This window comes from Sphingomonas flavida (genome assembly GCF_036663655.1).
Lineage (GTDB): Bacteria > Pseudomonadota > Alphaproteobacteria > Sphingomonadales > Sphingomonadaceae > Sphingomonas.
On sequence record NZ_JAXOJH010000004.1, the window covers coordinates 56795 to 79427 of the forward strand.

Annotated in this window: 23 protein-coding genes; 7 read left to right on the top strand and 16 right to left on the bottom strand. The window is 67.2% G+C overall.

All coding sequences use genetic code 11. The features are described from left to right. Window positions 1–251 precede the first annotated feature (251 nt). From metH to U1703_RS05980, 4 genes are all read right to left on the bottom strand, one after another. Complete coding sequence (gene metH / locus U1703_RS05965; RefSeq protein ID WP_332784977.1) at window positions 252–2852, bottom strand: methionine synthase; 2601 nt, start codon at window positions 2850–2852, stop codon at window positions 252–254. Window positions 2853–2994: 142 nt separating this feature from the next. Further along, window positions 2995–4041, bottom strand: a complete 1047-nt coding sequence (locus U1703_RS05970) for a homocysteine S-methyltransferase family protein (RefSeq protein WP_332784978.1) — start codon at window positions 4039–4041, stop codon at window positions 2995–2997. Window positions 4042–4288: 247 nt separating this feature from the next. Further along, a complete protein-coding gene (metF, locus tag U1703_RS05975) occupies window positions 4289–5230 on the bottom strand; it encodes a methylenetetrahydrofolate reductase (protein WP_332784979.1) in 942 nt (313 codons plus the stop codon). Further along, entirely contained in the window at window positions 5227–6189 is a 963-nt protein-coding gene (locus tag U1703_RS05980) for an ArsR/SmtB family transcription factor (protein WP_332784980.1), read from the bottom strand. The genes metF and U1703_RS05980 overlap by 4 nt, the downstream gene beginning before the upstream one ends. A gap of 124 nt (window positions 6190–6313) precedes the next feature. On the opposite strand from U1703_RS05980, the gene U1703_RS05985 reads away from it, so the two are divergent. Next, a complete protein-coding gene (locus tag U1703_RS05985; RefSeq protein ID WP_332784981.1) occupies window positions 6314–6691 on the top strand; it encodes a hypothetical protein in 378 nt (125 codons plus the stop codon). Window positions 6692–6927: 236 nt separating this feature from the next. On the opposite strand, the gene arfB is transcribed toward U1703_RS05985, so the two are convergent. Next, window positions 6928–7353: an alternative ribosome rescue aminoacyl-tRNA hydrolase ArfB gene (gene arfB, locus U1703_RS05990; RefSeq protein WP_320453495.1), complete on the bottom strand. Its 426-nt coding sequence runs from the start codon at window positions 7351–7353 to the stop codon at window positions 6928–6930. Between the two features lie 13 nt (window positions 7354–7366). After that, a complete protein-coding gene (locus tag U1703_RS05995) occupies window positions 7367–8008 on the bottom strand; it encodes an RluA family pseudouridine synthase (protein WP_332784982.1) in 642 nt (213 codons plus the stop codon). 49 nt (window positions 8009–8057) lie between these two features. On the opposite strand from U1703_RS05995, the gene U1703_RS06000 reads away from it, so the two are divergent. Beyond that, window positions 8058–8840, top strand: coding sequence for a M15 family metallopeptidase (locus U1703_RS06000; RefSeq protein ID WP_320453493.1), 783 nt, complete (start codon window positions 8058–8060; stop codon window positions 8838–8840). Window positions 8841–8995: 155 nt separating this feature from the next. On the opposite strand, the gene wrbA is transcribed toward U1703_RS06000, so the two are convergent. Together wrbA and U1703_RS06010 are read right to left on the bottom strand one after the other, a co-directional pair. After that, on the bottom strand, window positions 8996–9598 hold the full coding sequence (gene wrbA / locus U1703_RS06005) for an NAD(P)H:quinone oxidoreductase (RefSeq protein ID WP_320453492.1): 603 nt from the start codon (window positions 9596–9598) through the stop codon (window positions 8996–8998). A 30-nt stretch (window positions 9599–9628) separates the two neighbouring features. After that, entirely contained in the window at window positions 9629–10363 is a 735-nt protein-coding gene (locus U1703_RS06010) for a pirin family protein (protein ID WP_332784983.1), read from the bottom strand. Between the two features lie 141 nt (window positions 10364–10504). Here U1703_RS06010 and U1703_RS06015 point away from each other — a divergent pair, with 141 nt between their 5' ends. The 3 genes from U1703_RS06015 to ctrA all read left to right on the top strand — a co-directional run bounded on the left by U1703_RS06015 (window position 10505) and on the right by ctrA (window position 13320). Then, window positions 10505–11428, top strand: coding sequence for a LysR family transcriptional regulator (locus U1703_RS06015; RefSeq protein WP_332784984.1), 924 nt, complete (start codon window positions 10505–10507; stop codon window positions 11426–11428). Further along, window positions 11425–12519 carry an AI-2E family transporter gene (locus tag U1703_RS06020; protein WP_332784985.1) on the top strand — a complete coding sequence of 365 codons (1095 nt, stop codon included), beginning with the start codon at window positions 11425–11427 and terminating at the stop codon, window positions 12517–12519. Before U1703_RS06015 ends, U1703_RS06020 begins: the two co-directional genes overlap by 4 nt. 99 nt (window positions 12520–12618) lie before the next feature. Beyond that, window positions 12619–13320, top strand: a complete 702-nt coding sequence (gene ctrA, locus U1703_RS06025; RefSeq protein WP_320453519.1) for a response regulator transcription factor CtrA — start codon at window positions 12619–12621, stop codon at window positions 13318–13320. A 404-nt stretch (window positions 13321–13724) separates the two neighbouring features. Here the strand turns inward: ctrA and U1703_RS06030 are convergent, their stop codons facing one another. From U1703_RS06030 to U1703_RS06040, 3 genes are all read right to left on the bottom strand, one after another. Beyond that, window positions 13725–14681, bottom strand: coding sequence for a hypothetical protein (locus tag U1703_RS06030; protein WP_332784986.1), 957 nt, complete (start codon window positions 14679–14681; stop codon window positions 13725–13727). A gap of 1 nt (window position 14682) precedes the next feature. Next, window positions 14683–16356, bottom strand: coding sequence for an amidohydrolase (locus U1703_RS06035; RefSeq protein WP_332784987.1), 1674 nt, complete (start codon window positions 16354–16356; stop codon window positions 14683–14685). Between the two features lie 178 nt (window positions 16357–16534). Then, window positions 16535–16978: an Lrp/AsnC family transcriptional regulator gene (locus tag U1703_RS06040; protein ID WP_320453486.1), complete on the bottom strand. Its 444-nt coding sequence runs from the start codon at window positions 16976–16978 to the stop codon at window positions 16535–16537. Window positions 16979–17104: 126 nt separating this feature from the next. On the opposite strand from U1703_RS06040, the gene ald reads away from it, so the two are divergent. Beyond that, window positions 17105–18211 (top strand): alanine dehydrogenase, encoded by a 1107-nt coding sequence (gene ald, locus U1703_RS06045; protein WP_332784988.1) that lies wholly within the window; start codon window positions 17105–17107, stop codon window positions 18209–18211. Between the two features lie 231 nt (window positions 18212–18442). Then, window positions 18443–18655, top strand: coding sequence for a DUF3072 domain-containing protein (locus U1703_RS06050; protein ID WP_320453484.1), 213 nt, complete (start codon window positions 18443–18445; stop codon window positions 18653–18655). Window positions 18656–18659: 4 nt separating this feature from the next. On the opposite strand, the gene U1703_RS06055 is transcribed toward U1703_RS06050, so the two are convergent. From U1703_RS06055 to ccmE, 5 genes are read right to left on the bottom strand one after another with little or no spacing between them, the layout of a single operon-like run. Further along, window positions 18660–19322 (bottom strand): tetratricopeptide repeat protein, encoded by a 663-nt coding sequence (locus tag U1703_RS06055; protein WP_332784989.1) that lies wholly within the window; start codon window positions 19320–19322, stop codon window positions 18660–18662. Next, window positions 19286–19663 (bottom strand): cytochrome c-type biogenesis protein, encoded by a 378-nt coding sequence (locus U1703_RS06060; RefSeq protein ID WP_332784990.1) that lies wholly within the window; start codon window positions 19661–19663, stop codon window positions 19286–19288. The genes U1703_RS06055 and U1703_RS06060 overlap by 37 nt, the downstream gene beginning before the upstream one ends. Next, on the bottom strand, window positions 19660–20202 hold the full coding sequence (locus U1703_RS06065) for a redoxin family protein (protein ID WP_332784991.1): 543 nt from the start codon (window positions 20200–20202) through the stop codon (window positions 19660–19662). The genes U1703_RS06060 and U1703_RS06065 overlap by 4 nt, the downstream gene beginning before the upstream one ends. Continuing rightward, entirely contained in the window at window positions 20199–22133 is a 1935-nt protein-coding gene (locus U1703_RS06070; RefSeq protein ID WP_332784992.1) for a heme lyase CcmF/NrfE family subunit, read from the bottom strand. Before U1703_RS06070 ends, U1703_RS06065 begins: the two co-directional genes overlap by 4 nt. Further along, the gene (gene ccmE, locus U1703_RS06075; RefSeq protein ID WP_332784993.1) at window positions 22130–22564 is read right to left on the bottom strand and encodes a cytochrome c maturation protein CcmE; all 435 of its coding nucleotides are present in this window, start codon (window positions 22562–22564) and stop codon (window positions 22130–22132) included. The genes U1703_RS06070 and ccmE overlap by 4 nt, the downstream gene beginning before the upstream one ends. Between the last annotated feature and the right edge of the window lie 69 nt (window positions 22565–22633).

A 22633-nucleotide genomic window follows, 5' to 3' on the forward strand; every position in this document is an offset into this window, starting at 1 on the left:
GCGAGATTGCTAACCTCGACGTCGTGATACCCCTCCGGCAATTTGAACTGCCCTCCTCAATAGGCAGAACACCAAGCCCCAACGCCCCAGTGAACGCATCCCATCTGATGGCGTTGGAATTACCATTGTTCAAACGGCCCAGAAAGATAGGGCAGAACCGTTAACCCTCTTTTTAAGACTGATTCCCAATATCGTTTGCGAAACGCCATTCTATATCCGGATCAACATCTTGTCCGATATAGGCCGGATGGTTAATCGAGATTGGGCCGCAGCCAACGCGTAGCCTGCGCCACGTCGACGCCCCGCCGTGCGGCATAATCGACCACCTGATCCTCGCCGATTCGCGCGACGCCGAAATACTCGGCCTGTCCGTGACCGAAGTAAAAGCCGCTGACCGCTGCCGTCGGCAGCATCGCAAAGCTCTCAGTCAGTTCCAGCCCGACCGCGTCCTCGGCGCCCAGCAGGTCGAACAGGGTGCGCTTGATGCTGTGCTCCGGGCAGGCCGGGTAGCCCGGCGCGGGGCGGATGCCGCGATATTGCTCGCGGATCAGCGCCTCGTTGGTCAGCTGCTCGCCCGCCGCATAGCCCCACAGGTCGGTGCGGACATGCGCGTGCAGCCGCTCGGCAAAGGCCTCGGCCAGACGGTCGGCCAGTGCCTTCAGCAGGATGTCGTTATAATCGTCATGGCCTGCGCGGAACCGTTCGATATGCGCGTCGATGCCGTGGATGCCGACCGCGAAGCCGCCGATCCAGTCGCCCGCAGGGTCGATGAAATCGGCCAGGCACATATTCGCGCGGCCTTCGCGCTTGGCGATCTGCTGGCGGAGGAAGGGGATGCGGGTTTCCTCGGCCCCAGCCGTCAGGATCACGTCGTCGCCATCGCGGCGGCACGGCCAGAGCGCGGCGACGCCGCGCGCGGTCAGCCATTTCTCGGCAATGATCGTGTCGAGCATGGCTTGCGCATCGGCATAGAGCCCGCTGGCGCTCTCGCCGACCACTTCGTCAGTCAGGATGGCGGGGAAATTGCCTGCCAGTTCCCAGGCGCGGAAGAACGGCGTCCAGTCGATATAGTCGCGCAGGTCGGACAGGTCCCAGTCCTGATAGACATGGACACCCGGCTGGCGGGGGTCACCGGCCTTCAGCGCCATGTCCGCGACAAAGCCACGCGCGCGCGCCTCCTCCAGCGGCAGGAGTGCATTGGCGCCCTTGCCCTCGCGTGCCTTGCGGACCGCTTCGTAATCGGCGGCGACCTGCGCGACATACGGGTCGCGCTGGGTATCGGACACGAGCGTCGTCGCCACGCCGACCGCGCGGGATGCGTCGAGGACGTGCACCACCGGCCCCGTATAAGCGGGCGCGATACGCAGCGCGGTGTGGACCTTGGACGTCGTCGCGCCGCCGATCAGCAGCGGCATGGTCATGCCCGCCCGCTGCATCTCCTCGCCCACCGTCACCATCTCGTCGAGGCTGGGGGTGATCAAGCCCGACAGGCCGATCATGTCGGCGTCATTCTCGTTCGCCGCCGCGATGATCTTCGACCAGGGGACCATGACGCCCAGATCGACCACGTCGAAGCCGTTGCACTGGAGCACGACGCCGACAATGTTCTTGCCGATATCGTGGACATCGCCCTTCACGGTCGCAAGCACGATCTTGCCCTTGCCCTTGGCACCCGGCTCCTTCGCCGCCTCGATGAAGGGCAGCAGGTGCGCCACCGCCTTCTTCATGACGCGGGCGGACTTCACCACCTGCGGCAGGAACATCTTACCCGATCCGAACAGGTCGCCGACGACGTTCATGCCGTCCATCAGCGGCCCTTCGATCACCTCGATCGGCCGCGCGAATTGCTGGCGGCATTCCTCGGTATCGTCGACGACATGCGCGTCGATGCCCTTGACCAACGCATACTCCAACCGCTTGGTCACGGGCAGGCTGCGCCATTCGGCGGCCTGCTTCTCGGCGACCGCATCGGTGCCGCGATAGCGCTCGGCCAGCGCCACCAGCCGCTCGCCCGCGTCCGGGTCACGGTTGAGCACCACATCCTCGCACGCCTGGCGCAGTTCGGGGTCGATCGTGTCGTACACGTCGAGCTGGCCCGCATTGACGATCGCCATGTCCATGCCCGCCGGGATGGCGTGGTACAGGAACACCGAGTGCATCGCGCGGCGCACCGGCTCGTTGCCGCGGAAGCTGAACGACAGGTTCGACAGGCCGCCCGAGATATGGACGTGGGGGCAACGCGCCTTGATCTCGCGGCAGGCCTCGATGAAGTCGACGCCGTAATTGTTATGCTCTTCGATGCCGGTCGCGACCGCGAAGACATTGGGGTCGAAGATGATATCCTCGGGCGGGAAGCCGATGCCCATCAACAGCTCATAGGCGCGGGCGCAAATCTCGACCTTGCGGTCCTTCGTGTCGGCCTGCCCGACCTCGTCGAACGCCATGACGACCACCGCCGCGCCATACGCCATGCAGCGGCGGGCGTAATGGAGGAAGGATTCCTCGCCTTCCTTCATGCTGATCGAATTGACGATCGGCTTGCCCGACACGCATTTCAGACCCGCCTCGATCACGCTCCATTTGGAACTGTCGATCATGATCGGCACGCGCGCGATGTCCGGCTCGGCGGCGATCAGCTTGAGGAAGGTGGTCATGGCGAATTCGGCGTCGAGCAGCCCTTCGTCCATGTTGACGTCGACCACCTGCGCGCCATTCTCGACCTGGCTGCGCGCCACCTCCACCGCGCGGGCATAGTCGCCCGCCAGGATCAGCTTCTTGAACGCCGCCGATCCGGTGACGTTGGTGCGCTCGCCGACATTGACGAAATTGGTGGAGGAGGCGGTCTGGGTCATGATGTCTTCTCAAATCCTCCCCGCTCGCGGGGAGGGGGACCAGCGAAGCTGGTGGAGGGGGGTCTCCTCAAATGATGTCGCTAGTGGAGACCCCCCTCCACCAGCCTCCGGCTGGTCCCCCTCCCCGTGCCGGGGAGGATCTTCAGGCCGCCATCGTGAACGGCTCCAGCCCGGCCAGGCGGGTGATGACCGGCGGGGTCGGGATGGTACGGGGGCGCATGCCCTTCACCTTGTCGGCGATCGCCTTGATATGCGCAGGGGTCGAGCCGCAGCAGCCGCCCAGCACGTTGACCTGCCCCTCAACCGCCCATTCGCCGACCAGCCCGGCGGTGGTGACGGGGGCCTCGTCATAGGCACCCAGTTCGTTGGGCAGTCCGGCATTGGGATAGATCATGATCAGCGTGTCGCAGATTTCGCTCAGCGTCTTCACATGCGGGCGCAACTGCTCCGCGCCGAACGAACAGTTCAGGCCGATGGTCAGCGGCTTGGCATGGCGCACCGCGTGCCAGAAGGCCTCGACCGTATGGCCCGACAGGTTGCGGCCCGACAGGTCGGTCAGCGTCATCGACAGCATGATCGGAATCTCGCGGCCCAGCGCCTCGCCCGCCTCGATCACCGCCATGATCCCGGCCTTGGCGTTCAGCGTATCGAACACCGTCTCGATCAGGATGAAATCCGCGCCGCCCTCGACCAGCGCGTCGATCTGTTCGCGGTACACGTCCTTGAGGTAATCGAAGTCGATCTCACGATAGCCCGGATCGTTGACGTCCGGCGACAGCGACAGCGTCTTGTTCGTCGGCCCGATCGCGCCCGCGACGAAGCGGGGGCGACCGTCCTTGGCCTGATATTCGTCGGCCAAGCGGCGGGCGAGCTTCGCGCTCTCGACATTGATCTCGCGCACGAGATGCTCGGCCCCGTAATCGGCCTGGCTGATCCGGTTGGCCGAGAAGGTGTTGGTCTCGGCGATGTCCGCCCCCGCCTCGAAATAGGCACGGTGGATCGACTCGGGCACCTCGGGCTTGGTCAGCGCCAGGATGTCGTTGTTGCCCTTCTGGTCATGCGTCAGGCCCAGCGTGCCCGCATAGGCCGCCTCGTCCAGCTTCCAGTTCTGGATCTCGGTGCCGAACGCGCCATCGGTGATCAGGATGCGCTTGGCGGCTTCGGCCAGGAAGGTGTCGCGGGTCGTCATCGTCTTGCTCCTGCTCGGTGCGAGCGTTTCGTCCGAAGTGAAGGACCTCAAGCGCCTTCGCCTGTGGCCTACCCTCCCCCATCCCCTCCCGCCTGCGGGAGGGGCGTGCCTTGGTCGTTGGTCATGCGCTTTCGCCGACCCCGCCCCTCAATTTCATCACTCCCCACCCGCAGGCGGGAGGGGTCGGGGGAGGGAAAGCCACAAGCCATGCAGCCTGCCGTAGCGCCCTACCCCTGCAGCGTTAACATCACGCCGCCGCGACGGCCTCGGCCTTCTTCCCCCGCACGCCCAGCAAATGGCTGATCGCATAGGCCAGTTCGGCGCGGTTGAGGGTATAGAAATGGAACCCCTTCACCCCACCCGCATACAGCCGACGGCACATCTCGGCGGCGATGGTGGCGGCGACCAGCTGGCGCGCGGCGGGATGATCGTCCAGCCCCTCGAACAGACGGTCCATCCAGTCGGGGATGCTCGCCCCGCACATCGCGGCGAACTTGCGCGTCTGCGCGACGTTCGACACCGGCAGGATACCGGGCAGGATTTCGGCCGTGATCCCCGCCGCCGCCGCCGCATCGCGGAAACGGAAATAGGCTTCAGGCGAGAAGAAGAACTGCGTGATCGCACGGGTCGCCCCGGCATCGATCTTGCGCTTCAGATTGTCGAGGTCGGATGACTGGTCGGTCGATTCCGGGTGGCATTCGGGATAGGCCGCGACCGAAATCTCGAACGGGTGCAGCTTCTTCAGGCCCGCGACCAGATCGGCGGCATTTTCATACCCGCCCGGATGGCTGACGAAGCGCGCGCCCTCGGCAGGCGGATCGCCACGCAGCGCCACGATATGCCGCACGCCCGCCGCCCAATATTCCTGCGCGACCTGATCGATCTCCTCGCGGGTCGCCTCGACACAGGTCAGGTGGGCCGCCGCCGCCAGCGTCGTCTCCCGCTGGATACGCGCGACGGTCGCATGGGTCCGCTCCCGCGTCGTGCCGCCCGCACCATAGGTCACCGAGACGAAACGCGGGTCCAGCGGCTCCAGCGTGCGGATCGCGTCCCATAGCTGCGCGTCCATCTTCTCCGTTTTGGGCGGAAAGAATTCGAAGCTGACCGCGATATCGCCGCCGACATTGGCGAACAGCGGTTCCTCATGCGCCAGCGCAGCCTCCCCCTGAGTCAGGATCGTGTTCGTCATGCCGCCTTCACCCTATTCGTCTCGACGGGCCGAAGCCCTTTCTTCACACCCAGCCACAGCTTGACGGTCAGTTCACCGCCCTCCAGCGTCCTGGTATCGGCCAAAGCCAGCCCGGCGGGGCCGAACCAGCCAGCCATCTGCTCGTCGGCAAAGCCCAGGCGGCTATGCGCCGCCTTCTGCCGCAATTCCTCGCGATCGTGCGGCGCGAAATCGGCGATCAGCAACCGCCCGCCCGGCCCCAGCACACGCGCCGCCTCCGCGATCGCCGCCCCCGGCTGCTGCGCGAAGTGCAGGACATGGTGCAGGATCGCGATATCCGCCGCGCCGTCACCCATGGGCAACGCATAGAGGTCCGCCTGCCGCAACTCGGTATTGGCGCGCCCGTGCAGCTTGGCGCGGGCCAGGCGCAGCATCTCCGACGAGCGATCGATGCCCAGCGCCGCATCGGCGCGGTCGCCGAACAGTTCCAGCATCCGCCCGGTGCCGGTGCCGATATCGATCAGCGTGCCCAGATCGCCGTCGCCGATCAGGCCCGCCATCGCCTCCTCGATCTCGCTGTCCGCGACATGGAGCGAGCGGATCGCGTCCCATTCGCCCGCATGGTCCTCGAACCAGGCCGCCGCACTGGCCGCCCGGTCGGCGCGCACCGCCGCCAGCCGCGCGACATCGGCCACGCCCCAGGGGTCAGGCGTCCCGGCGGTCCAGCGATCCATCGCGGCCACCATCGGCTCCACCGCCTCGCGGTCGCCCAGCGCCACGAAGACCCAGCTGCCCTCCTTGCGCCGCTCGGCCAGTTCGGCATCGACCAGGATCTTCACATGGCGGCTGACGCGCGGCTGGCTCTGCCCCAGAACCTGCGCCAGTTCGCCCACCGACAGCTCCATCGACCGCAGCAGCGCCAGGATGCGCAGCCGCGTCGGATCGCTGAGGGCGCGAAAGATTTCGAGCGCATTGGCCATGGATCACGATATAAAGATATCTTTATATGTGGTCAACGGAATGAACTCATTTCGCCCGGCACGGACCCGAAATGGTTGATCTGCGTTGGCACGCCGATCAACAGTTGAAACGGGAGTGTTTGCGATGAAGAAGGCCATGATCCTCGCCCTGACGGGCGCCGCCGCGATGTCGCTGGCCGCATGCAGCGAAAACAGCCAGAAGCAGACCGAGCAGGCCGCCGACGCCATCGCCGCAGACGCCAAGGCGACGACCCAGAATGCCACCGACGATGTTCAGGCCGCGACCGCCAAGGCGCTGAATTCCGCCGAGAACGCGATGGACAAGGCGGGCGACAAGCTCGACCGCGCCGGTGACCGCGCCGCCGTGCAGGCCGACCGTGCGGGCGACAAACTGGACCGCAATCTGGACCGCGCCGGTGACAAGATCGAAAACGGCGCAGACAATGCCCGCCAGGCGACCGGCAACGCGCTGGTCCGCGCGGGCGAGGATGTCCGCCGCTAAGGACGCATCCTTCGGGATCAGGAAAGCGGGTCGGCGAGATTTCGTCGGCCCGTTTTTTTGTGTCGGGCCTGACGAAGGGGTGTCGCCGATGGCGGAAGCGGGAATGCCCACCCTTCCCCAAGCGAGCTTGGGGAGGAATAGGGCGTGGCCTTCGACTTCGCTTAGGCTGAACGGGGTTCAGTGCCCAGCTCCGCCTTCATCTGAGAACGCGCCCCTCAGGGCTCGATACCCAACCCTCAGTCGAACCGGACCTTCCCCCGCCCGGCCTTCACCTGGGCGCGCCCCTTCTTGGCATCCACCCGCCGGGTCTGCGAGGCGCGCGTGGGTTTGGTCGGCCGCCGCTTCTTGGGCACGATGGTCGCCTCGCGGATGAGGTCGATCAACCGTTCACGCACCTCGCGGCGGTTCATTTCCTGCGACCGGCTGGCATCGGCGCGCAGGGTCAGCACACCGTCCTTGGTCAGGCGCTGGCCCGCCAGCACCGCGAGGCGCATCTTCACCGCTTCCGGCAGGTTCGGCGAGCCGCCCACGTCGAACCGCAGCAGCACCGCGCTGTCGGTCGTGTTCACATGCTGACCACCCGGCCCGGACGCGCGGGTGAAGCTTTCGGCGATCTCGCGCTCGTCGATCGCGATGGCGCGGGTGACGGGAATCAGCGCCATCGCAGGGCAGGCCTCAGTTCTGGAAGATGCCGAAGCGTTCGGGGATCGGTGCTTCCGCGGTGATCGGGTCCTTCTCGCCACGTGGCACGGTCAGGCTGGCGGCGTGGAGCAACATCCCGCCCTCCTCGCCCGCGCCGTATACCGGATCGCCGACGACGGGCGCGCCCAAGCCGGTGGCGGCGTGGACGCGAATCTGGTGGGTACGCCCGGTCTCGGGGCGGAATTCGACCAGCGTGCGGCCATCCTCATGGCGCAGCGCACGCCAGGCCGTACGAGCCGCCTTGCCCGCCGGATCGGCGACCATCCGCCAGCCTTCCTCGATCGTCGACACCTTGGCGAGGGCCAGGTCGATCATCCCTTCCCCCTCGACCAAACCGTTCAGCACCGCCAGATAGCGCTTCTCGACCAGCCCGGCCTCGAACGCCTGCTGGAAACGCGCATGCGCCTTGGGATTGCGCGACAGCAGCAGGCAGCCGCTGGTGTCGCGGTCCAGCCGATGGACCGCATGGGGCCAGCGCTTGAAGCCGAATTTCAGCGACTCCAGATGATTTTCGAGGCTGATCGACCCGTTGCGGGGCCGGTCGACGGGCAAGCCCGCTGGTTTGTCGATCACCAGCGCTTCGCCGTCGATGAATAGAACGCGATCTCCGTGCATCACGCTCCCTTGCCACCGCCAGCGCCGACATGCCAGAGCCGCACGCGTCATGCCGACCATTACCGCCGCTTTCCCGCGCCTGCTGGCACTCTTTTCGATCGCCGCGATGCCGGTCGTCGCGCAGGCGCAGACCTGCGACGGCGCGCTGCCGCCGCCCGGTCCCGACGGACGGGTGGCCGGGCACTTCCCCTATGCCGATGCCGGACCGGGCGACATCGTCCCCGCCCCCGCCGGTTTCGGGCTGAAGCCCTATTGCCGCCTGCACCGCGCGATGATCGCCGACCTGCAGCGGCTGCTGAACGCCGCCCGGGCCGATCCGTCGGTCGGCGGCACGCTGCGCGGCCTGTCCTGCCACCGCGAGGTCGCGCGCCAGCGCAACGTCTTCTGCCGCGACGCCAGCGTGTCGGCGGCCGAGCGCGCCGCGTCGGTCGCCCCGGCCGGACATAGCGAACATGCGACGGGTTATGCGATCGACTTCGCCGTGCGCCCGGCGCGCGGCTGCCCGGATGCCGAGGCCTGCATGGCCGCGACCCCGGCCGCTCGCTGGCTGATCGCCAATGCGCCACGCTTCGGTTTCGAAATGAGCTTCCCGGCGGGAAATACGCAGCGGGTGAAGTGGGAGCCGTGGCATTGGCGCTGGGTCGGCACCAGCCTCACCGAACCGGGAGCGGCGCAGGCGCGAGCGGTGTTCGCCAGGGCTCGCGCGCAGTTTCCGGCCAATCCGGGTATCCGCGATCCGTTGAAGGTCATGATGACAAGCCAGCCGCCGGTGCCGGTGGTGCCGGTGGTCGTTCCCCCGACGCCGGTGAAGAAGCGGGGTATGCGGCGATAGGGTTGGGCGTGGCCTTCGACTTCGCTCAGACTGAACGGAGGTTGGGGGCGGGGATTACTCCCAACAGCCGTTCCGCCTGAGCGAAGTCGAAGGCCATGTTCCGCCCCCACCAAATGGGAAAACGGGGGCACCTCTCGGCACCCCCGTTCCTTAAATCAACCGAACAGCTTGGCGGCCGTCTCGGCGATACGCTTGCCCTGATAGCGGGCGCCGTCCAGGTCGACTTGGCTCGGCTGGCGGCTGCCATCGCCGTCCGCCAGCGTCGAGGCGCCGTAAGGCGTGCCGCCATGGACTTCCTTGACGCCCATCTGCCCCTGGAAACCATAGTCCAAGCCGACGATTGTCATGCCGTGATGGATCAGGTTGGTCAGGACCGAGAACAGCGTGGTCTCCTGCCCGCCATGCTGGCTGGCGGTCGAGGTGAAGGCACCGCCGACCTTGCCGACCAGACCGCCCCTCACCCACACGCCGCCGGTCGTGTCCCAGAAGGACGCCATCTGGCTGGCCATCCGGCCATAGCGGGTCGGCGTGCCGACGATGATCGCGTCATAGTTCACCAGCGCGTCGGGCCCCTCGATCTCGGGATGCGCGGTATCGGTCTTGAAGTGCGCGGCGGCGACCACCTCGGCCGGGGCGGTTTCCGCGACGCGGCGGATATCGACCTCGGCACCACCGGCGCGTGCGCCCTCGGCGATGGCGTCGGCCATCTGCTCGATATGGCCATAGGACGAATAATACAGGACCAGAACCTTCGCCATGTCAGATACTCCCTTGTAGAAAATTGAAACTTATTCGGAATCGACGAGGACGATCTCGGCATCCTCGACCGCGGTGATCGTCGCAGTCCGGCCACCCGAAAGTGCCGCACCGTCCCGTGCCGCGAACGGCACACCGTCGATTTCGATCCGGCCGGTGGCGGGGACGAGATAGACGTGACGCCCCTCGCCAACGCTATGCTCGACGCTTTCCCCGGCACGCAGCGTCGCGGCCAGGACACGCGCCTCGGCACGGATGCGCAACGCGTCGCCATCCTCCTCGAACCCGCTGGCCAGCGTCACGAACCGGCCCGAACGTTCGCCCTTGGGGAAGGGCTTGGCACCCCAGCTCGGCTGGCCGCCCCGGCTGCGCGGCTCGATCCAGATCTGGAAGAGCGTCGTCGGCTCGGACTCGAGATTATATTCGGCATGGCGGACGCCCGAACCGGCGCTCATCACCTGCACGTCGCCCGCCGCGGTGCGGCCGACATTGCCCATCGAATCCTGGTGCGTGATCGCGCCGGTGCGGACATAGGTGATGATCTCCATGTCGGCATGGGGATGCGGCGGGAACCCCGAATTCGGGGCGATGACGTCGTCGTTCCACACCCGGATCGCGCCCCAGCCCATCCGGGCGGGATCATGATAATTGGCAAACGAGAAATGGTGCCGCGCGTCCAGCCAGCCATGATTGGCATGGCCCAGGCTTTCGAAGCTGCGGCGGTCGATGCCCCGATCGATGTCGGCGTCGGCAATAATGGCAGTCATGGAATTTCTCCCTTGGTTGACCACAAGATAGGGGCGATTGGGGGTACGTAAACGGAAACGCTGGAAACCGATCGTTTCCACGTTCATTGTAGCGCGAAGCCGAACCGCTGCCGGGTCGCGCGACAGGCATGAGGGGTGTCGATGCGTCTGCCGGATCTGGAAGCCTGGGCGATCTTTGCCGCCGTGGTCGAACATCGCTCGTTCAGTGCCGCCGCCGATGCGATCGGCCTGTCCAAGGCGACCGTCTCCAAGGCGATCACCCGGCTGGAGGCGCAGCTGAACCAGTCGCTGTTTCACCGCACCTCGCGTCGCCTGGCGCTGACCGAGGCGGGCAAGCCGCTGGCCGAACATGCCGCGCGTATCCTAGCCGAGGCGCGCGCCGCCGAGGAGGCCGCGCGTGACGCCGCCAGTGCCCCGGCCGGGCGTATCCGGCTGGCCGCGCCCATGTCGTTCGGGGTGACCAACATCGCGCCGGTCATCGCCGACTTCCTGATCGCGCATCCGGGCATCGAGATCGAACTCAGCCTGTCCGATGCGCGGGTCGACATCGTCGCCGAAGGCTATGACATCGCGCTGCGCATCGCCGACCTGCCCGACAGCTCGCTGCGCGCGCGGCGGCTGTGCGGGATTTCGACGCATGTCGTCGCCTCGCCCGGCTATCTGGCCGAGCATGGCACGCCCACCCATCCCAACGAACTGGGTGAGCACCGGCTGCTCGGCTATGCCAACATCACCGGGCCCTGGCGGTTTCGCCGCGCCGACGGGGCGGAGGTTTCGGTGCGCGCGCAAGGGCCGCTGACCGCCAATAGCGGCGATGCGCTGGTTCCCGCCGTGCTGGCGGGCCTGGGCATCGCGCGGCTTCCCGGATTCATCATCGGGCCGCATCTCGCCTCCGGCCGGGCGGTCGCGATCCTGGAGGACTGGACCCCGCCGCCGGTCGGCCTTCATCTCCTGACCCCGCCCAGCCCCTTGCGGCCCGCGCGGGTCGAGGCGCTGATCACGTGGCTCGCCGACCGGGTGCGCGACCCCTGCATCCTCGCCCAGGCGGCGGAGACAGCCCGATGAACCGGCTGCACCCCGACGATGGCGATGCGCGTTTCATCCGCCGCATCGTCCTGACCCTGCTGATCCTGGGCGTCACCGCCGCGCTGTTCCGGGCGGGCGACCTGTTGATCCTGGCCTTCGGATCGGTGCTGGGGGCGATCGTCATCCATGCCATCGCCGATCTCTATGCCGATCACCTGCCCATCGGGCCGAAGCGATCGCTGACCCTGTCGATCGCGACGGTGCTGGCGATCCTGGGTTTCCTGGCCTGGCTGTTCGGCGTCGCCTTTCGCCAGCAGCTCAACACGCTGGTCACCCAGTTGCCGATGCTGATCGACCAGCTGGCCGCCTGGGCCTCGCAATCGCCGGTCGGGGCCAAGATCGTCGACGCCGTGCGTGCCGCCTATGCGGGCAGTCGCGTCGCGCAGGATATCGGCGGCATCGTCTCGGGCGCGGGCGAGTTCGTCCTCAACTGCCTGTTGCTGCTGGTCGGCGCGTTGTTCTTCGCCGCCGATCCCAAGGTCTATGAGCGTGGCTTCCTGCTGCTGATCCCCCGGTCGATGCGTCCCGCCATGGAGGATGCGCTGTTCGACACCGGATCGACGCTGCGGCTGTGGCTGCGCGCGCAGCTTATCCAGATGACGACAATGGGCGTGCTGGTCGGCGTCGGCCTGGCGATCGCGGGGGTGCCGTCGGCCGCCGCGCTGGGCCTGCTGACCGGGCTCAGCGAGTTCGTCCCCTATGTCGGCCCGATCGCCGCGATGCTGCCCGCGCTGGGCCTGGCCGCGCAAGGGGGGAACGGCGCGATCATCGGCACGCTGATCACGTTCGCGGTCGTCCGGCTGGTCCAGACCAATGCGATCACGCCCTTCGTCACCAGCCGGGTCGTCGCCATCCCGCCCGCCGTCACCCTGTTCGCGATCATCGGCATCGGCACGATCTTCGGCCTGTTCGGCCTGTTCTTCTCCGCCGCGCTGCTGATCGTCGCCTTTACCCTGATCCGCAGCCTGTATCTGCGCGAGGTGCTGGGCGAGGACATTCCGGCGGTGGAACATCAAAGCCTTTTGGGCCCCGGCGCACGGGTCGAGCCGGAGGAGAAGAGTCCGAGTTAGGGACGAATTAACCTTTTGCGTTCACATCCACGTTGGTTAATGAATCAGGGACAAGGTCGCCGGGGCATGGGGGCGATCACTCGCAAATGGGGACTGTCGATGCGCGTATTGCTGATCGAGGACGAACCGACCACGGCCAAGGCGATCGAGCTGATGCTCGGCAGCGAAGGGTTCAACGTCTACACGACCGACCTGGGCGAGGAAGGCCTCGATCTCGGCAAGCTGTACGACTATGACATCATCCTGCTCGACCTGAACCTGCCGGACATGCACGGCTATGACGTGCTGAAGCGCCTGCGCGTCGCACGGGTCGCGACCCCGGTGCTGATCCTGTCGGGCATCAACGAGATGGACTCCAAGGTGCGCAGCTTCGGCTTCGGCGCCGACGATTACGTCACCAAGCCGTTCCACCGCGAAGAACTGATCGCGCGCATCCACGCGGTCGTCCGCCGGTCGAAGGGCCATTCGCAGTCGATCATCCGCACCGGCAAGCTGGCGGTCAACCTGGACGCCAAGACGGTCGAGGTCGACAATGCCCGCGTCCACCTGACCGGCAAGGAATATGCCATGCTGGAGCTGCTGTCGCTCCGCAAGGGCACGACTCTGACCAAGGAAATGTTCCTGAACCACCTCTATGGCGGCATGGACGAACCGGAACTGAAGATCATCGACGTCTTCATCTGCAAGCTGCGCAAGAAGCTCAGCCTGGCCTGCGAGGGCGAGAATTATATCGAGACCGTCTGGGGCCGCGGCTATGTCCTGCGCGAACCCGACGAGGTGGAGCAGGCCGAAGTCGCCTGATTTCGCCATTCGTTGCGAGGGAGGTCGGTCCGCGAGGATCGGCCTTTTTTGTTGGGCGACGATGCGGTGCGGTCATTTTCGGGCGGGCTGGGTAAGGGCACAACCCCACCTCCGTTCACCCTGAACGAAGTTGAGGCGTGTGCCCTGCCCCCCTGCCACGCAGGTCTAACCATGGCCTTCGACTACGCTCAGCCTGAACGGGGGTTAAGGGAGTCCACACCCCCGCGTAAACCTAAAGCACGATGACGTCAGCTTGCCCCACCCCTCCCCTCCAGGGGACGGGCCGGGGGTGGGGCGCTTCCACAAACGACAAACCTTGGGGTGATGCCCTAACCCAACCCCTCCCCTGAAGGAGAGGGGGGAGTCTACCTCATGTCATCCTGCTATAAAGAGACGCCCCAGCCCTACCTCACCACCCGGCAGCGAAGCGTCACCGCCCGCCCCGGCTTGTCATAGGTGATCGACGAGCATCCGTTCAGGACATCCGCCCCGACATAGACGACGTAGGAGGGGCGGCTTTTGGTCCGCTTGCCCTTCACCACGACATCGCGATTGTCGGCGTCCAGACCGTCCGCCTCGCTGGGATCGATATTAGTCGCCGCGCCATAGTCATGGGTGCGGACCAGCAGGCTGGTGATCCGCAGCGGCCCCAGCGCCAGCGGCTGGGCCAGTTGCACCGGCCGCGCGGGGCGGCGGACGCCGTGGGAGATCGGGACCGGCTCGACGGCACCGTCGAACCGTGCCCCCTGGGCCCGGCCGATCGCCGCGCCCGCCGCTGCACTGGCGACGGTGCGGGGAAATTGCGGGGCGAAGGCGAACAGGACGTCATGGCCGCCGATCGCCTGCTCGACGCTGGCCAGCCACCAATTATAGCGGGCCGCGAGCGGCAGCGTCGCTTCCACCTCACCGGGCTGCGCGGGGCGCAGGGTGAAGCGGATGATTGGCTCGGGAAGGGCGAACGGACCGCCCAAGGCCTCGTCACCGGGATAGGCGTCGGTTTCGAACCATTTGACCCAGTTGACCTGCGCCGCCGCACCGGCCGCCCCGATGGACGCGCGCCGCGCCCGCCCCGGCACCACGACGGGCCCGATCCGCGCTGAAGAGGCCGGACCGACGGAAAAGAGCGTGAACCCCTTGCCGCCGATCTTTGCGTCATCCCCGAACAGCGCCTGGGCCCGCACGCGCGGCAGGTAGAAAAAGCTCGGCAGACCGGGTCCGATCCGCGCGGGCACTTCGTGCCCATCGACGGTGATCGTCACGCGGGCATCGGCCGGCACCTCGCGCACCATAGGCGGCGGATCGCTCGCCCCCACCAGCGACAGCATCAGGGGCGTCAGCACCCGCCGCCGCGCCGGCATCATGTCAACGGCGCTCCCACACCTTCTGTCCGCCGATCCACGTTTCCTCGACCCGGGTGGCACGCAACTCGCTGGGCGCGATGTCCAGGGGGTTGCGGTCGACGATGATGAAATCGGCCTGTTGCCCCGCGCCCAGTCGCCCGAACAGATCCTCGGCGAACCCGGCATAGGCACCGTCCATGGTGAAGGCGCGCCATGCCGCCTCGCGACCGATGATCTCCTGCGGCTGCCACCCGCCATAAGGCTGGCCGTCCGGGCCCTGGCGCGTGATCGCCGCGGCCCAGCCCGCAAAGGGATCGGGGCTCTCGACGGGATAGTCCGAACCGAAGGTCAGCGTCGCGCCGTTCTTCAACATGGTGTTCCACGCATAGGCACCGGTCAGCCGCGCCGGGCCCAGCCGCGCCTCTGCCATCTGGCGGTCGCTCGTCTCGTGCACCGGCTGCATCGAGGCGACGATGCCGTGCTTGCCGAAGCGCGGCAGGTCGACCGGATCGACCACCTGCGCATGTTCGATCCGCCAGCGCCGGTCGCCCTTGTACGTTTCGGCCAGTTCGTCGATCGCGTCGAGCACCTGCGCGTTGGTGCGGTCGCCGATCGCGTGGACGGCGACCTGATATTTGTCCATCGCCGCGCGGCTCATCAGGTTGCGGATGACGGTGTCGCTCATGAAGCCCAGGCCCGTCTGGCCCGGCGCATCGGCATAGGGCTGCTTCAGCCACGCGCCGCGCGACCCCAGCGCGCCGTCGCCGTACAGCTTCACGCCGACCAGCCGCAGCTTGTTGTTATAGAGCCACGGCGTCGGCCCGGTGCCGCCGATCCGCACCGTATCCTCGACACCGCCGCCATAGCTCATGATGCGGACACGCAGATTCCCCGCGTCGCCCATCCGGCGATAGGTCATCCACTCGTCCAGCGTCGTCCCCATATCGGCGGTCGCGGTGATGCCATGGGCCAGCAACTCGTTCTGCGCCTTCAGGAAGGCGGCGTTGCGATCCTTGGCCAGCGGCTGCGGGATGGCCTTCTGGATCAGCGCCATCGCGGCATCGACGAACACGCCCGAGGGCTGGCCGCCGACCTTCTCGATCCGGCCACCGGCGGGCGAGACGGTCTTGGCGGTGATCCCCGCCGCCTTCATCGCCGCGCTGTTCGCCCAGAGCGCATGGCCGTCGGCGCGCTCCATCACGACCGGACGGTCGGAGACGGCGGCGTCCATGTCGGCGGCGGTCGGGAAGCGACCCAGCGCCCAGCTTTCCTGGTTCCAGCCGCCGCCCAATATCCATTTCCGCTCCGGATTGGCCGCGACATAAGCCGCGATCCGCCCCTTCGCCTCGTCGAGCGACTTGGTGGGGGCCAGGTCCAGCTCGATCTGGCGGAAGCCCAGCGCCATCACATGCCCGTGCGAATCGACGAAGCCGGGCAGCATCACCCGCCCCTTCATGTCGGCGCGCCAGTCGAGCTTTTCGGGGCGCTTGTCCTTGGCGGACAGCAGCTTCACGACCTTGCCGTCCGGGGTCAGGAGCAGCCCGGTGAAACGGACGACCTTGCCGTCCTTGTCCAGCGTCAGGCCGGTGACATTGTCGACCAGCGCCTCGGCCAATGCCGCCGCCGGAGTGAGCGCGATCGCCAGCGCGGTGAGCGTGGTACGGAGAATGCGAGACGAGAAAGCCAGCTTTGCCATGGGCCGATCCCTATCGGGTGTCGCGCCGGGTGGGAAGGTGGGTAACGATCCTCCCCGCTCGCGGGGAGGTGGCAGGGCGAAGCCCTGACGGAGGGGGGCTTGCCGCAAAGGACGCCCCTTGCCGCACGCCCCCTCCACCAGCCTGTGGCTGGTCCCCCTCCCCGTGCCGGGGAGGATCCTAGGACCGCCGCACCACCTCGCGAATGACGAAGTGCGAGGCCAGCCGCGTCACTCCAGGCAGGCGGGCCAGCGTCTCACGGTGGATACGCTCGTAACTGTCGTCGCGGCGAACCTCGACCTGTATCATGTAGTCGGCCTCGCCGCTCATCAGGAAACATTCGACGATCTCGGGACAGCGCAGTATCTCGCGCTCGAACGCCGCCATCGTTTCCTGCCGCTGGTCCTTCAGCGTGACGTTGACCATGACGGTGGAGGGCCGCCCGCGCGCTTCGTGGCTGAGGATCGCACGATAGCCCGTGATGACCCCGCTTTCGCGCAAGTGGGAAACCCGCCGATGCGCGGCGCTGGCGGACAGGCCGACCTTTTCGCCCAGCGCGGCGCTGGTCAGGTCGGAATCGCGGGCCAGCTGGGCCAGGATGCGGCGGTCGATCGCGTCGGACATTTCATCCTGCTACACCGCCGTACGGCGCAAGAAAATCCCGAATGATTGGGCTTCATGGGACGGCTTTGCACACCTCTCCCGCCCGTTCGGCGCTACTATCGGTCCAACATTCTTACGGAGAGTCCCATGCGCGTCGGTGTCCCCAAGGAAATCAAGAACCACGAATATCGCGTCGGCCTGACCCCGCCATCGGTCGCCGAGCTGGTCGCCGCCGGGCATGAGGTGATCGTCGAGACCAAGGCGGGCACCGGCATCGACTTCGAGGACCAGGACTATATCGACGCGGGCGCGCGCATCGTCGCCACCGCCGCCGAAGTGTTCGACCAGGCCGAGATGATCGTGAAGGTGAAGGAGCCGCAGGCGGTCGAGGTCGCGATGCTGCGTCCGCACCATGTCCTCTTCACCTATCTCCACCTCGCCGCCGACAAGCCGCAGGCCCAGGGCCTGATGAAGTCGGGCGCGACCTGCATCGCCTATGAGACGGTCACCTCGCCCCGTGGCGGCGTGCCCCTTCTGAAGCCGATGTCGGAAGTCGCGGGCCGCATGGCGGTGCAGGTCGGCGCGCATTATCTGGAAAAGCAGCAGGGCGGCCGTGGCATCCTGCTCGGCGGCGTGCCCGGCGTGGCGCCTGCCAAGGTCGCGATCCTGGGCGGCGGCGTTTCGGGCGTGAACGCGGCGCAGATGGCGGTCGGCCTGCGCGCCGACGTCACCATCTACGACATCAACAACGACCGCCTGGCCGAACTGGACATGTTCTTCTCCAGCCAGATCAAGACCGCCTATGCGTCCAAGGCGGCGATCGCTGCGGCGGTGAAGAATGCACACCTCGTCATCGGTGCGGTGCTGGTCCCCGGTGCGGCCGCGCCCAAGCTCGTCACCCGCGACATGCTGAAGACCATGAAGCGCGGCTCGGTGATGGTCGACATCGCCATCGACCAGGGCGGTTGCTTCGAAACCAGCCACGCCACCACCCACCAGGACCCGGTGTTCGAGGTCGACGGCGTGATCCATTACTGCGTCGCCAACATGCCCGGCGCGGTCGCCCGCACCTCGACCTTCGCGCTGAACAACGCGACCCTGCCCTTCGCGGTCAAGCTGGCGAACATGGGTGCCGAGGCCGCGATGAAGGCGGACCCGCATCTGGCGGGCGGCCTGAACGTCTCTGGCGGCAAGATCCGCCACGCAGCGGTCGCCGAAGCGCTCGACCTGCCGTTCGAGGCTTGGGCGGGCTAAACACCCCGGCCAAGCTCCGTTCGCACTGAGCGAAGTCGAAGTGCATGCCCGGACCTCCGCCATATCGGCGCGTCCGTGGCCTTCGACTTCGCTCAGGCTGAACGGGCGACTCGCGGGTGGCCACTCCCCGTTTCACCGAGCGAACTGGAAATGCACGTCCTGCCCTTTCCCACTCTTTACCCCGGAACGTACAGCGAACGTCATCGTTGATCCCGTCGAAAGGATCACGCCATGACCGACAACCCCAAGAGCGAACCCTTCTCCAACGCCGAGAAGGACCCGGATGACTGGACCACCGGCGACGAGAAGATGACCGGTGCCCAGGCCAGCTATCTGAAGACCCTGTCCGAGGAAGCCGGCGAGGCGTTCGACGACACGCTGACCAAGGCGGATGCCTCCAAGCGTATCGACGCGCTGCAGGAAAAAACCGGCCGGGGCCAGTAAGCCCCTATCGCTCCATCATCCGTATCGCCTGGTCGAGCAGCATCACCCGCTGCTCGATTGCCGGACGGTAGGTGGCATCGGCGGGCGACTTTTGCAGTGCGAGGCCCCAGAGCAGCCGCGCCTTGCGGAAGTCGCCCGCCCGCATCCACGCCAGTCCTTCAAAGAAGAACGGCGTGGGATCGTTCGGCCCCAGCCGCCGCGCACGACGGAACGCGAACTGCGCGGCTGGCGACATCTGATAGCCGTCATGCGCGAACAGGACATTGCCCAGCTCGGTCCAATAGGGAACGCTGGTGGGCGCCCCGCCGACCGCGCCGAGCATGATCTTCACCGCCGTCCGCTTGTCGCCCGATCGGGACAGCGCATCGGCCGCGATGAACATCTGCGCCTGTTCGCCGAAACGGCCGATCAACTGGTTGCGCAGATCGGCGATCGCATCGTCATCGCGCAGCGGATCGGGGCGCGGCTGAGGCGCGGCGGCCATCAGCGTCGGCCGCCCCTGCCAGGCATAACCCACGCCGCCCAGCGCCAGCGCCGCGCCCAGCATCGTCCAGAGCGGCCGTGGGAAACGCAAGGCCAGCGCCAGCACCACCGCACCCGCGGCGAGGACCAACAGGATCAACCAGCCCATCAGCGCCGCCTCCGGAATGTCGACCGCGCGATCCATGCGCCCACTGCCAGCAACAGGATCGGCGTGGCCCAGAGCAGCGCGGTCGCCCCCGACAGCGGCGGATCATAGCTGACATAATCGCCGTAACGCTCGATCAGCCAGTTGCGGATCGCGGTCGGGCTTTCGCCGCGCGCGATCCGCTGGCGGACCAGCGCGCGCATGTCGGCGGCCATGTCGGCGTCGCTGTCGGCGATCGACTGGCCCTGGCACACGACGCAGCGCAGCTCGCCCATCAGCGCGCGGGCCAGCGCCTCGGCATGGGGGTCGGGCAGCTGGGTATTGCCGTAATCGGGTGCGGGCGCAGCCGCAGCGAGCAGCAGGGCGAGCGACAGACTCATCGCGCCGCCTTCACGTCGCGGACGATCTGGTCGACCTGATCGGCGCGGATGTCGCCGATATATTGCCGCACGATCCGCCCGCGCCCGTCGATCAGGAACGTCTCGGGCACGCCCGACGAGCCGAGCGACAGCTGGACCCGGCTGCGCGCATCGTCGCCGATCGCGGCATAGGGATCGCCGTGGCGGCGCAGGAAATCGGTGATGGCGGGGCCCTTGTCATGGATCGCGATGGCGTCGATCGGCACCCCCCTGGCCTTCAACACCATCAGCTGCGGCGCTTCGGCGATGCAGGGAATGCACCAGCTGGCAAAGACGTTGAGCAGGCGCGGCGTGCCCTTGCCGAAGTCCGCGCTCGCCAGGCCCGGCTTGCCCGGCACCATCGGGTCGAGACGGAAGTCGGGCAGCGGCTTGTCCACCAGCGTCGAATGGACGGTCGTGTCCGACGGGCGCATCAGCCCGGTCGCGACCACCACGAACAGGATCGCGAACGCCACCAGCGGCACCCAGATCAGCCAGCGCGTCTTGCCCCCGGACGTCATCCCCACAGCGCCTCCCGACGGCGCTGCTGCCAGCCCTTGAACCAGCGGCCGAACAGCGCCAGAGCGCCGCCAAGCGCGATCATGATGCCGCCGAACCAGATCAGCGTCACGAACGGTTTCCACCACAGGCGAAGCTGCCAGCGGCCGGTCGCGGCATCCTGTTGCCCCAGCACCGTGTAGAGCTGCCCGTCCCAATGCGTCGCGATGGCGCTCTCGCTGGTCGTGGTCGGCGGATCGGTGAAGAAACGCTGTTGCGGGCGCAGCGTCTCGGCCGCGCCGTCACGCGCCACGGTCAGCTTGGCATCCAGCGCGGACCAGTTGGGACCGACATTGGGATAGATGCGGTCGAGCTGCACCCGCCACGGCCCGACGACCGTCGCCTGCCCCGGATAGAGCGCGACCAGCCGCTCGGCGGTGAAGGCGCTGTCGCACGCCATGCCGATCATGCTGACGCCGATCCCGGCATGGGCGATGACCATGCCCCAGATGGGCAGCGGCGTGCGCCGCCAGTTGCGCCGGGTGATCGGCAGGACGCTTGCCACCACCAGTCCGACGCCGAAGGACAGGCCGAGCAGCGACAGGACGCTCATCCCCCCGCTCAACGTCAGCAGCAGCGCGAACGTCCCCGCCGCCGCGACCATCGGCCACAACATGCGGATCAACACCGCCTCGGCCTGATCCTGCCGCCAGCGAAGCATGGGCCCCACCGCCATGACGGCGACCAGCACCAGCGCGATCGGCCCGGCGGCGGCGTGGAAGAAGGGCGGCCCGACCGACAGGCGCACCCCGAACCCGGCGGCGATCAGCGGATAGAGCGTGCCGATCAGCACGATGCCCAGGATGACCGACAGCAGCAGGTTGTTGACGACCAGCCCGCCCTCACGACTGACAAAGGCGAAGCTGCGCCCCGCCCGCACCTGCCCGATCCGCGCGCCGAACAGTGCCAGCGCCCCGCCGATATACAGACCCAGCAGCGCCAGGATGAAGGCCCCGCGCCGGGGATCGACGGCAAAGGCATGAACGCTGGTCAGGATGCCCGAGCGCACCAGGAACGTGCCGATCATCGACATCGAGAAGGCGACGACCGCCAGCATCACCGTCCACGCGCGAAGCCCATCGCGCGCCGCCAGCACATTGACCGAATGGAGTAAGGCGGTGGCCGCCAACCACGGCATCAGCGAGGCATTCTCGACCGGGTCCCAGAACCACCAGCCACCCCAGCCCAGTTCATAATAGGCCCAATATGACCCCGCCGTAATGCCGATGGTCAGCAGCACCCATGCGCCCAGCACCCAGGGCCGCATCGCCCGGGCAAAGGCCGGGCCGACCTGCCCTGTCACCAACGCCCCGACCGCAAAGGAAAAGGCGACCGACAGCCCGACATAACCCGCATAGAGCGTCGGCGGATGGAAGGCCAAACCGGGGTCCTGCAACAGCGGGTTCAGCCCCTGCCCCTCGATCGGCGCCGGGTTCAACCGCGCGAACGGGTTGGAGGCGAACAGCAGGAAGGCATAGAAACCCAGCGCGATCGCGCCCTGCGCCGCCAGCGTCGCGACATGCGTCGCCCGGTCGAGCGTCCGCTCCTTCCACGCGACCAGCGCGCCGCCCGCGCCCAGGATCGTCACCCAGAGCAGCATCGACCCTTCGTGATTGCCCCAGGCTCCGGCGAACTTGTAGATCCAGGGCTTGGCCGAATGGCTGTTCTCCGCGACCAGCTTGACCGACAGATCGGTGTTCAGGAACACCGTGATCAGCGCCGCCATGGCGATGGCGACCAGCGCGCCCTGCACGATCGCGACCGGGCCGATCGCCGCCATCGCCTGCTCACCCGCCGCGTGCCTATGCCGCAGCGCCAGCACGCCCAACAACAGCTGCAACCCCGCCAGCATCGCGGCGAACCACAGCGCGGCGAGGCCCGCCTCGGCGATCATGGCTCCAGGCTCCGGCTCTCGTGCATATTGCCCGCCATTTCGGGGGGCATGTATTTCTCGTCATGCTTGGCGAGCAGGTTGGTCGCCACAAAACGGCCATCGGGCTGGAACTGTCCCTCCGCTACCACGCCCGAGTTCTCGCGGAACAGGTCCGGCGTGATCCCGGCAAAGGTCACCGGGGTCGTCGCCCGGCCGTCGGTCACGACGAAGCGCACCGTCACGCCGTCGGCGGCGCGGCGGACCGACCCCGCCTCGACCATGCCGCCCAGCCGCACCGCCTTGCCCAGCGGCAGGCCTTGGGCTTTCGCGTCGGAGGGGGTGTAGAAGAACGCCGCCTGATCCTTCATCGCCGACATGGCGAGCAGCACCGCCGCGACGATCGCGGCCAAAGCGAGCAGCGCCAGCGTGAGACGTTGGGATTTGGGCGTCATTTCTCGGCGCGCTTCATCGCCAGATAGCTGATCAGGGTGAGCGCACCCGTGCCACCCAGCATGACCGCA

Excerpts from the sequence above, each read along its gene's own strand:
- metH (WP_332784977.1), bottom strand. The coding sequence starts at position 2,852 with ATGACCCAGACCGCCTCCTCCACCAATTTCGTCAATGTCGGCGAGCGC.
- U1703_RS05970 (WP_332784978.1), bottom strand. The coding sequence starts at position 4,041 with ATGACGACCCGCGACACCTTCCTGGCCGAAGCCGCCAAGCGCATCCTG.
- metF (WP_332784979.1), bottom strand. The coding sequence starts at position 5,230 with ATGACGAACACGATCCTGACTCAGGGGGAGGCTGCGCTGGCGCATGAG.
- U1703_RS05980 (WP_332784980.1), bottom strand. The coding sequence starts at position 6,189 with ATGGCCAATGCGCTCGAAATCTTTCGCGCCCTCAGCGATCCGACGCGG.
- U1703_RS05985 (WP_332784981.1), top strand. The coding sequence starts at position 6,314 with ATGAAGAAGGCCATGATCCTCGCCCTGACGGGCGCCGCCGCGATGTCG.
- arfB (WP_320453495.1), bottom strand. The coding sequence starts at position 7,353 with ATGGCGCTGATTCCCGTCACCCGCGCCATCGCGATCGACGAGCGCGAG.
- U1703_RS05995 (WP_332784982.1), bottom strand. The coding sequence starts at position 8,008 with ATGCACGGAGATCGCGTTCTATTCATCGACGGCGAAGCGCTGGTGATC.
- U1703_RS06000 (WP_320453493.1), top strand. The coding sequence starts at position 8,058 with ATGCCGACCATTACCGCCGCTTTCCCGCGCCTGCTGGCACTCTTTTCG.
- wrbA (WP_320453492.1), bottom strand. The coding sequence starts at position 9,598 with ATGGCGAAGGTTCTGGTCCTGTATTATTCGTCCTATGGCCATATCGAG.
- U1703_RS06010 (WP_332784983.1), bottom strand. The coding sequence starts at position 10,363 with ATGACTGCCATTATTGCCGACGCCGACATCGATCGGGGCATCGACCGC.
- U1703_RS06015 (WP_332784984.1), top strand. The coding sequence starts at position 10,505 with ATGCGTCTGCCGGATCTGGAAGCCTGGGCGATCTTTGCCGCCGTGGTC.
- U1703_RS06020 (WP_332784985.1), top strand. The coding sequence starts at position 11,425 with ATGAACCGGCTGCACCCCGACGATGGCGATGCGCGTTTCATCCGCCGC.
- ctrA (WP_320453519.1), top strand. The coding sequence starts at position 12,619 with ATGCGCGTATTGCTGATCGAGGACGAACCGACCACGGCCAAGGCGATC.
- U1703_RS06030 (WP_332784986.1), bottom strand. The coding sequence starts at position 14,681 with ATGATGCCGGCGCGGCGGCGGGTGCTGACGCCCCTGATGCTGTCGCTG.
- U1703_RS06035 (WP_332784987.1), bottom strand. The coding sequence starts at position 16,356 with ATGGCAAAGCTGGCTTTCTCGTCTCGCATTCTCCGTACCACGCTCACC.
- U1703_RS06040 (WP_320453486.1), bottom strand. The coding sequence starts at position 16,978 with ATGTCCGACGCGATCGACCGCCGCATCCTGGCCCAGCTGGCCCGCGAT.
- ald (WP_332784988.1), top strand. The coding sequence starts at position 17,105 with ATGCGCGTCGGTGTCCCCAAGGAAATCAAGAACCACGAATATCGCGTC.
- U1703_RS06050 (WP_320453484.1), top strand. The coding sequence starts at position 18,443 with ATGACCGACAACCCCAAGAGCGAACCCTTCTCCAACGCCGAGAAGGAC.
- U1703_RS06055 (WP_332784989.1), bottom strand. The coding sequence starts at position 19,322 with ATGGATCGCGCGGTCGACATTCCGGAGGCGGCGCTGATGGGCTGGTTG.
- U1703_RS06060 (WP_332784990.1), bottom strand. The coding sequence starts at position 19,663 with ATGAGTCTGTCGCTCGCCCTGCTGCTCGCTGCGGCTGCGCCCGCACCC.
- U1703_RS06065 (WP_332784991.1), bottom strand. The coding sequence starts at position 20,202 with ATGACGTCCGGGGGCAAGACGCGCTGGCTGATCTGGGTGCCGCTGGTG.
- U1703_RS06070 (WP_332784992.1), bottom strand. The coding sequence starts at position 22,133 with ATGATCGCCGAGGCGGGCCTCGCCGCGCTGTGGTTCGCCGCGATGCTG.
- ccmE (WP_332784993.1), bottom strand. The coding sequence starts at position 22,564 with ATGACGCCCAAATCCCAACGTCTCACGCTGGCGCTGCTCGCTTTGGCC.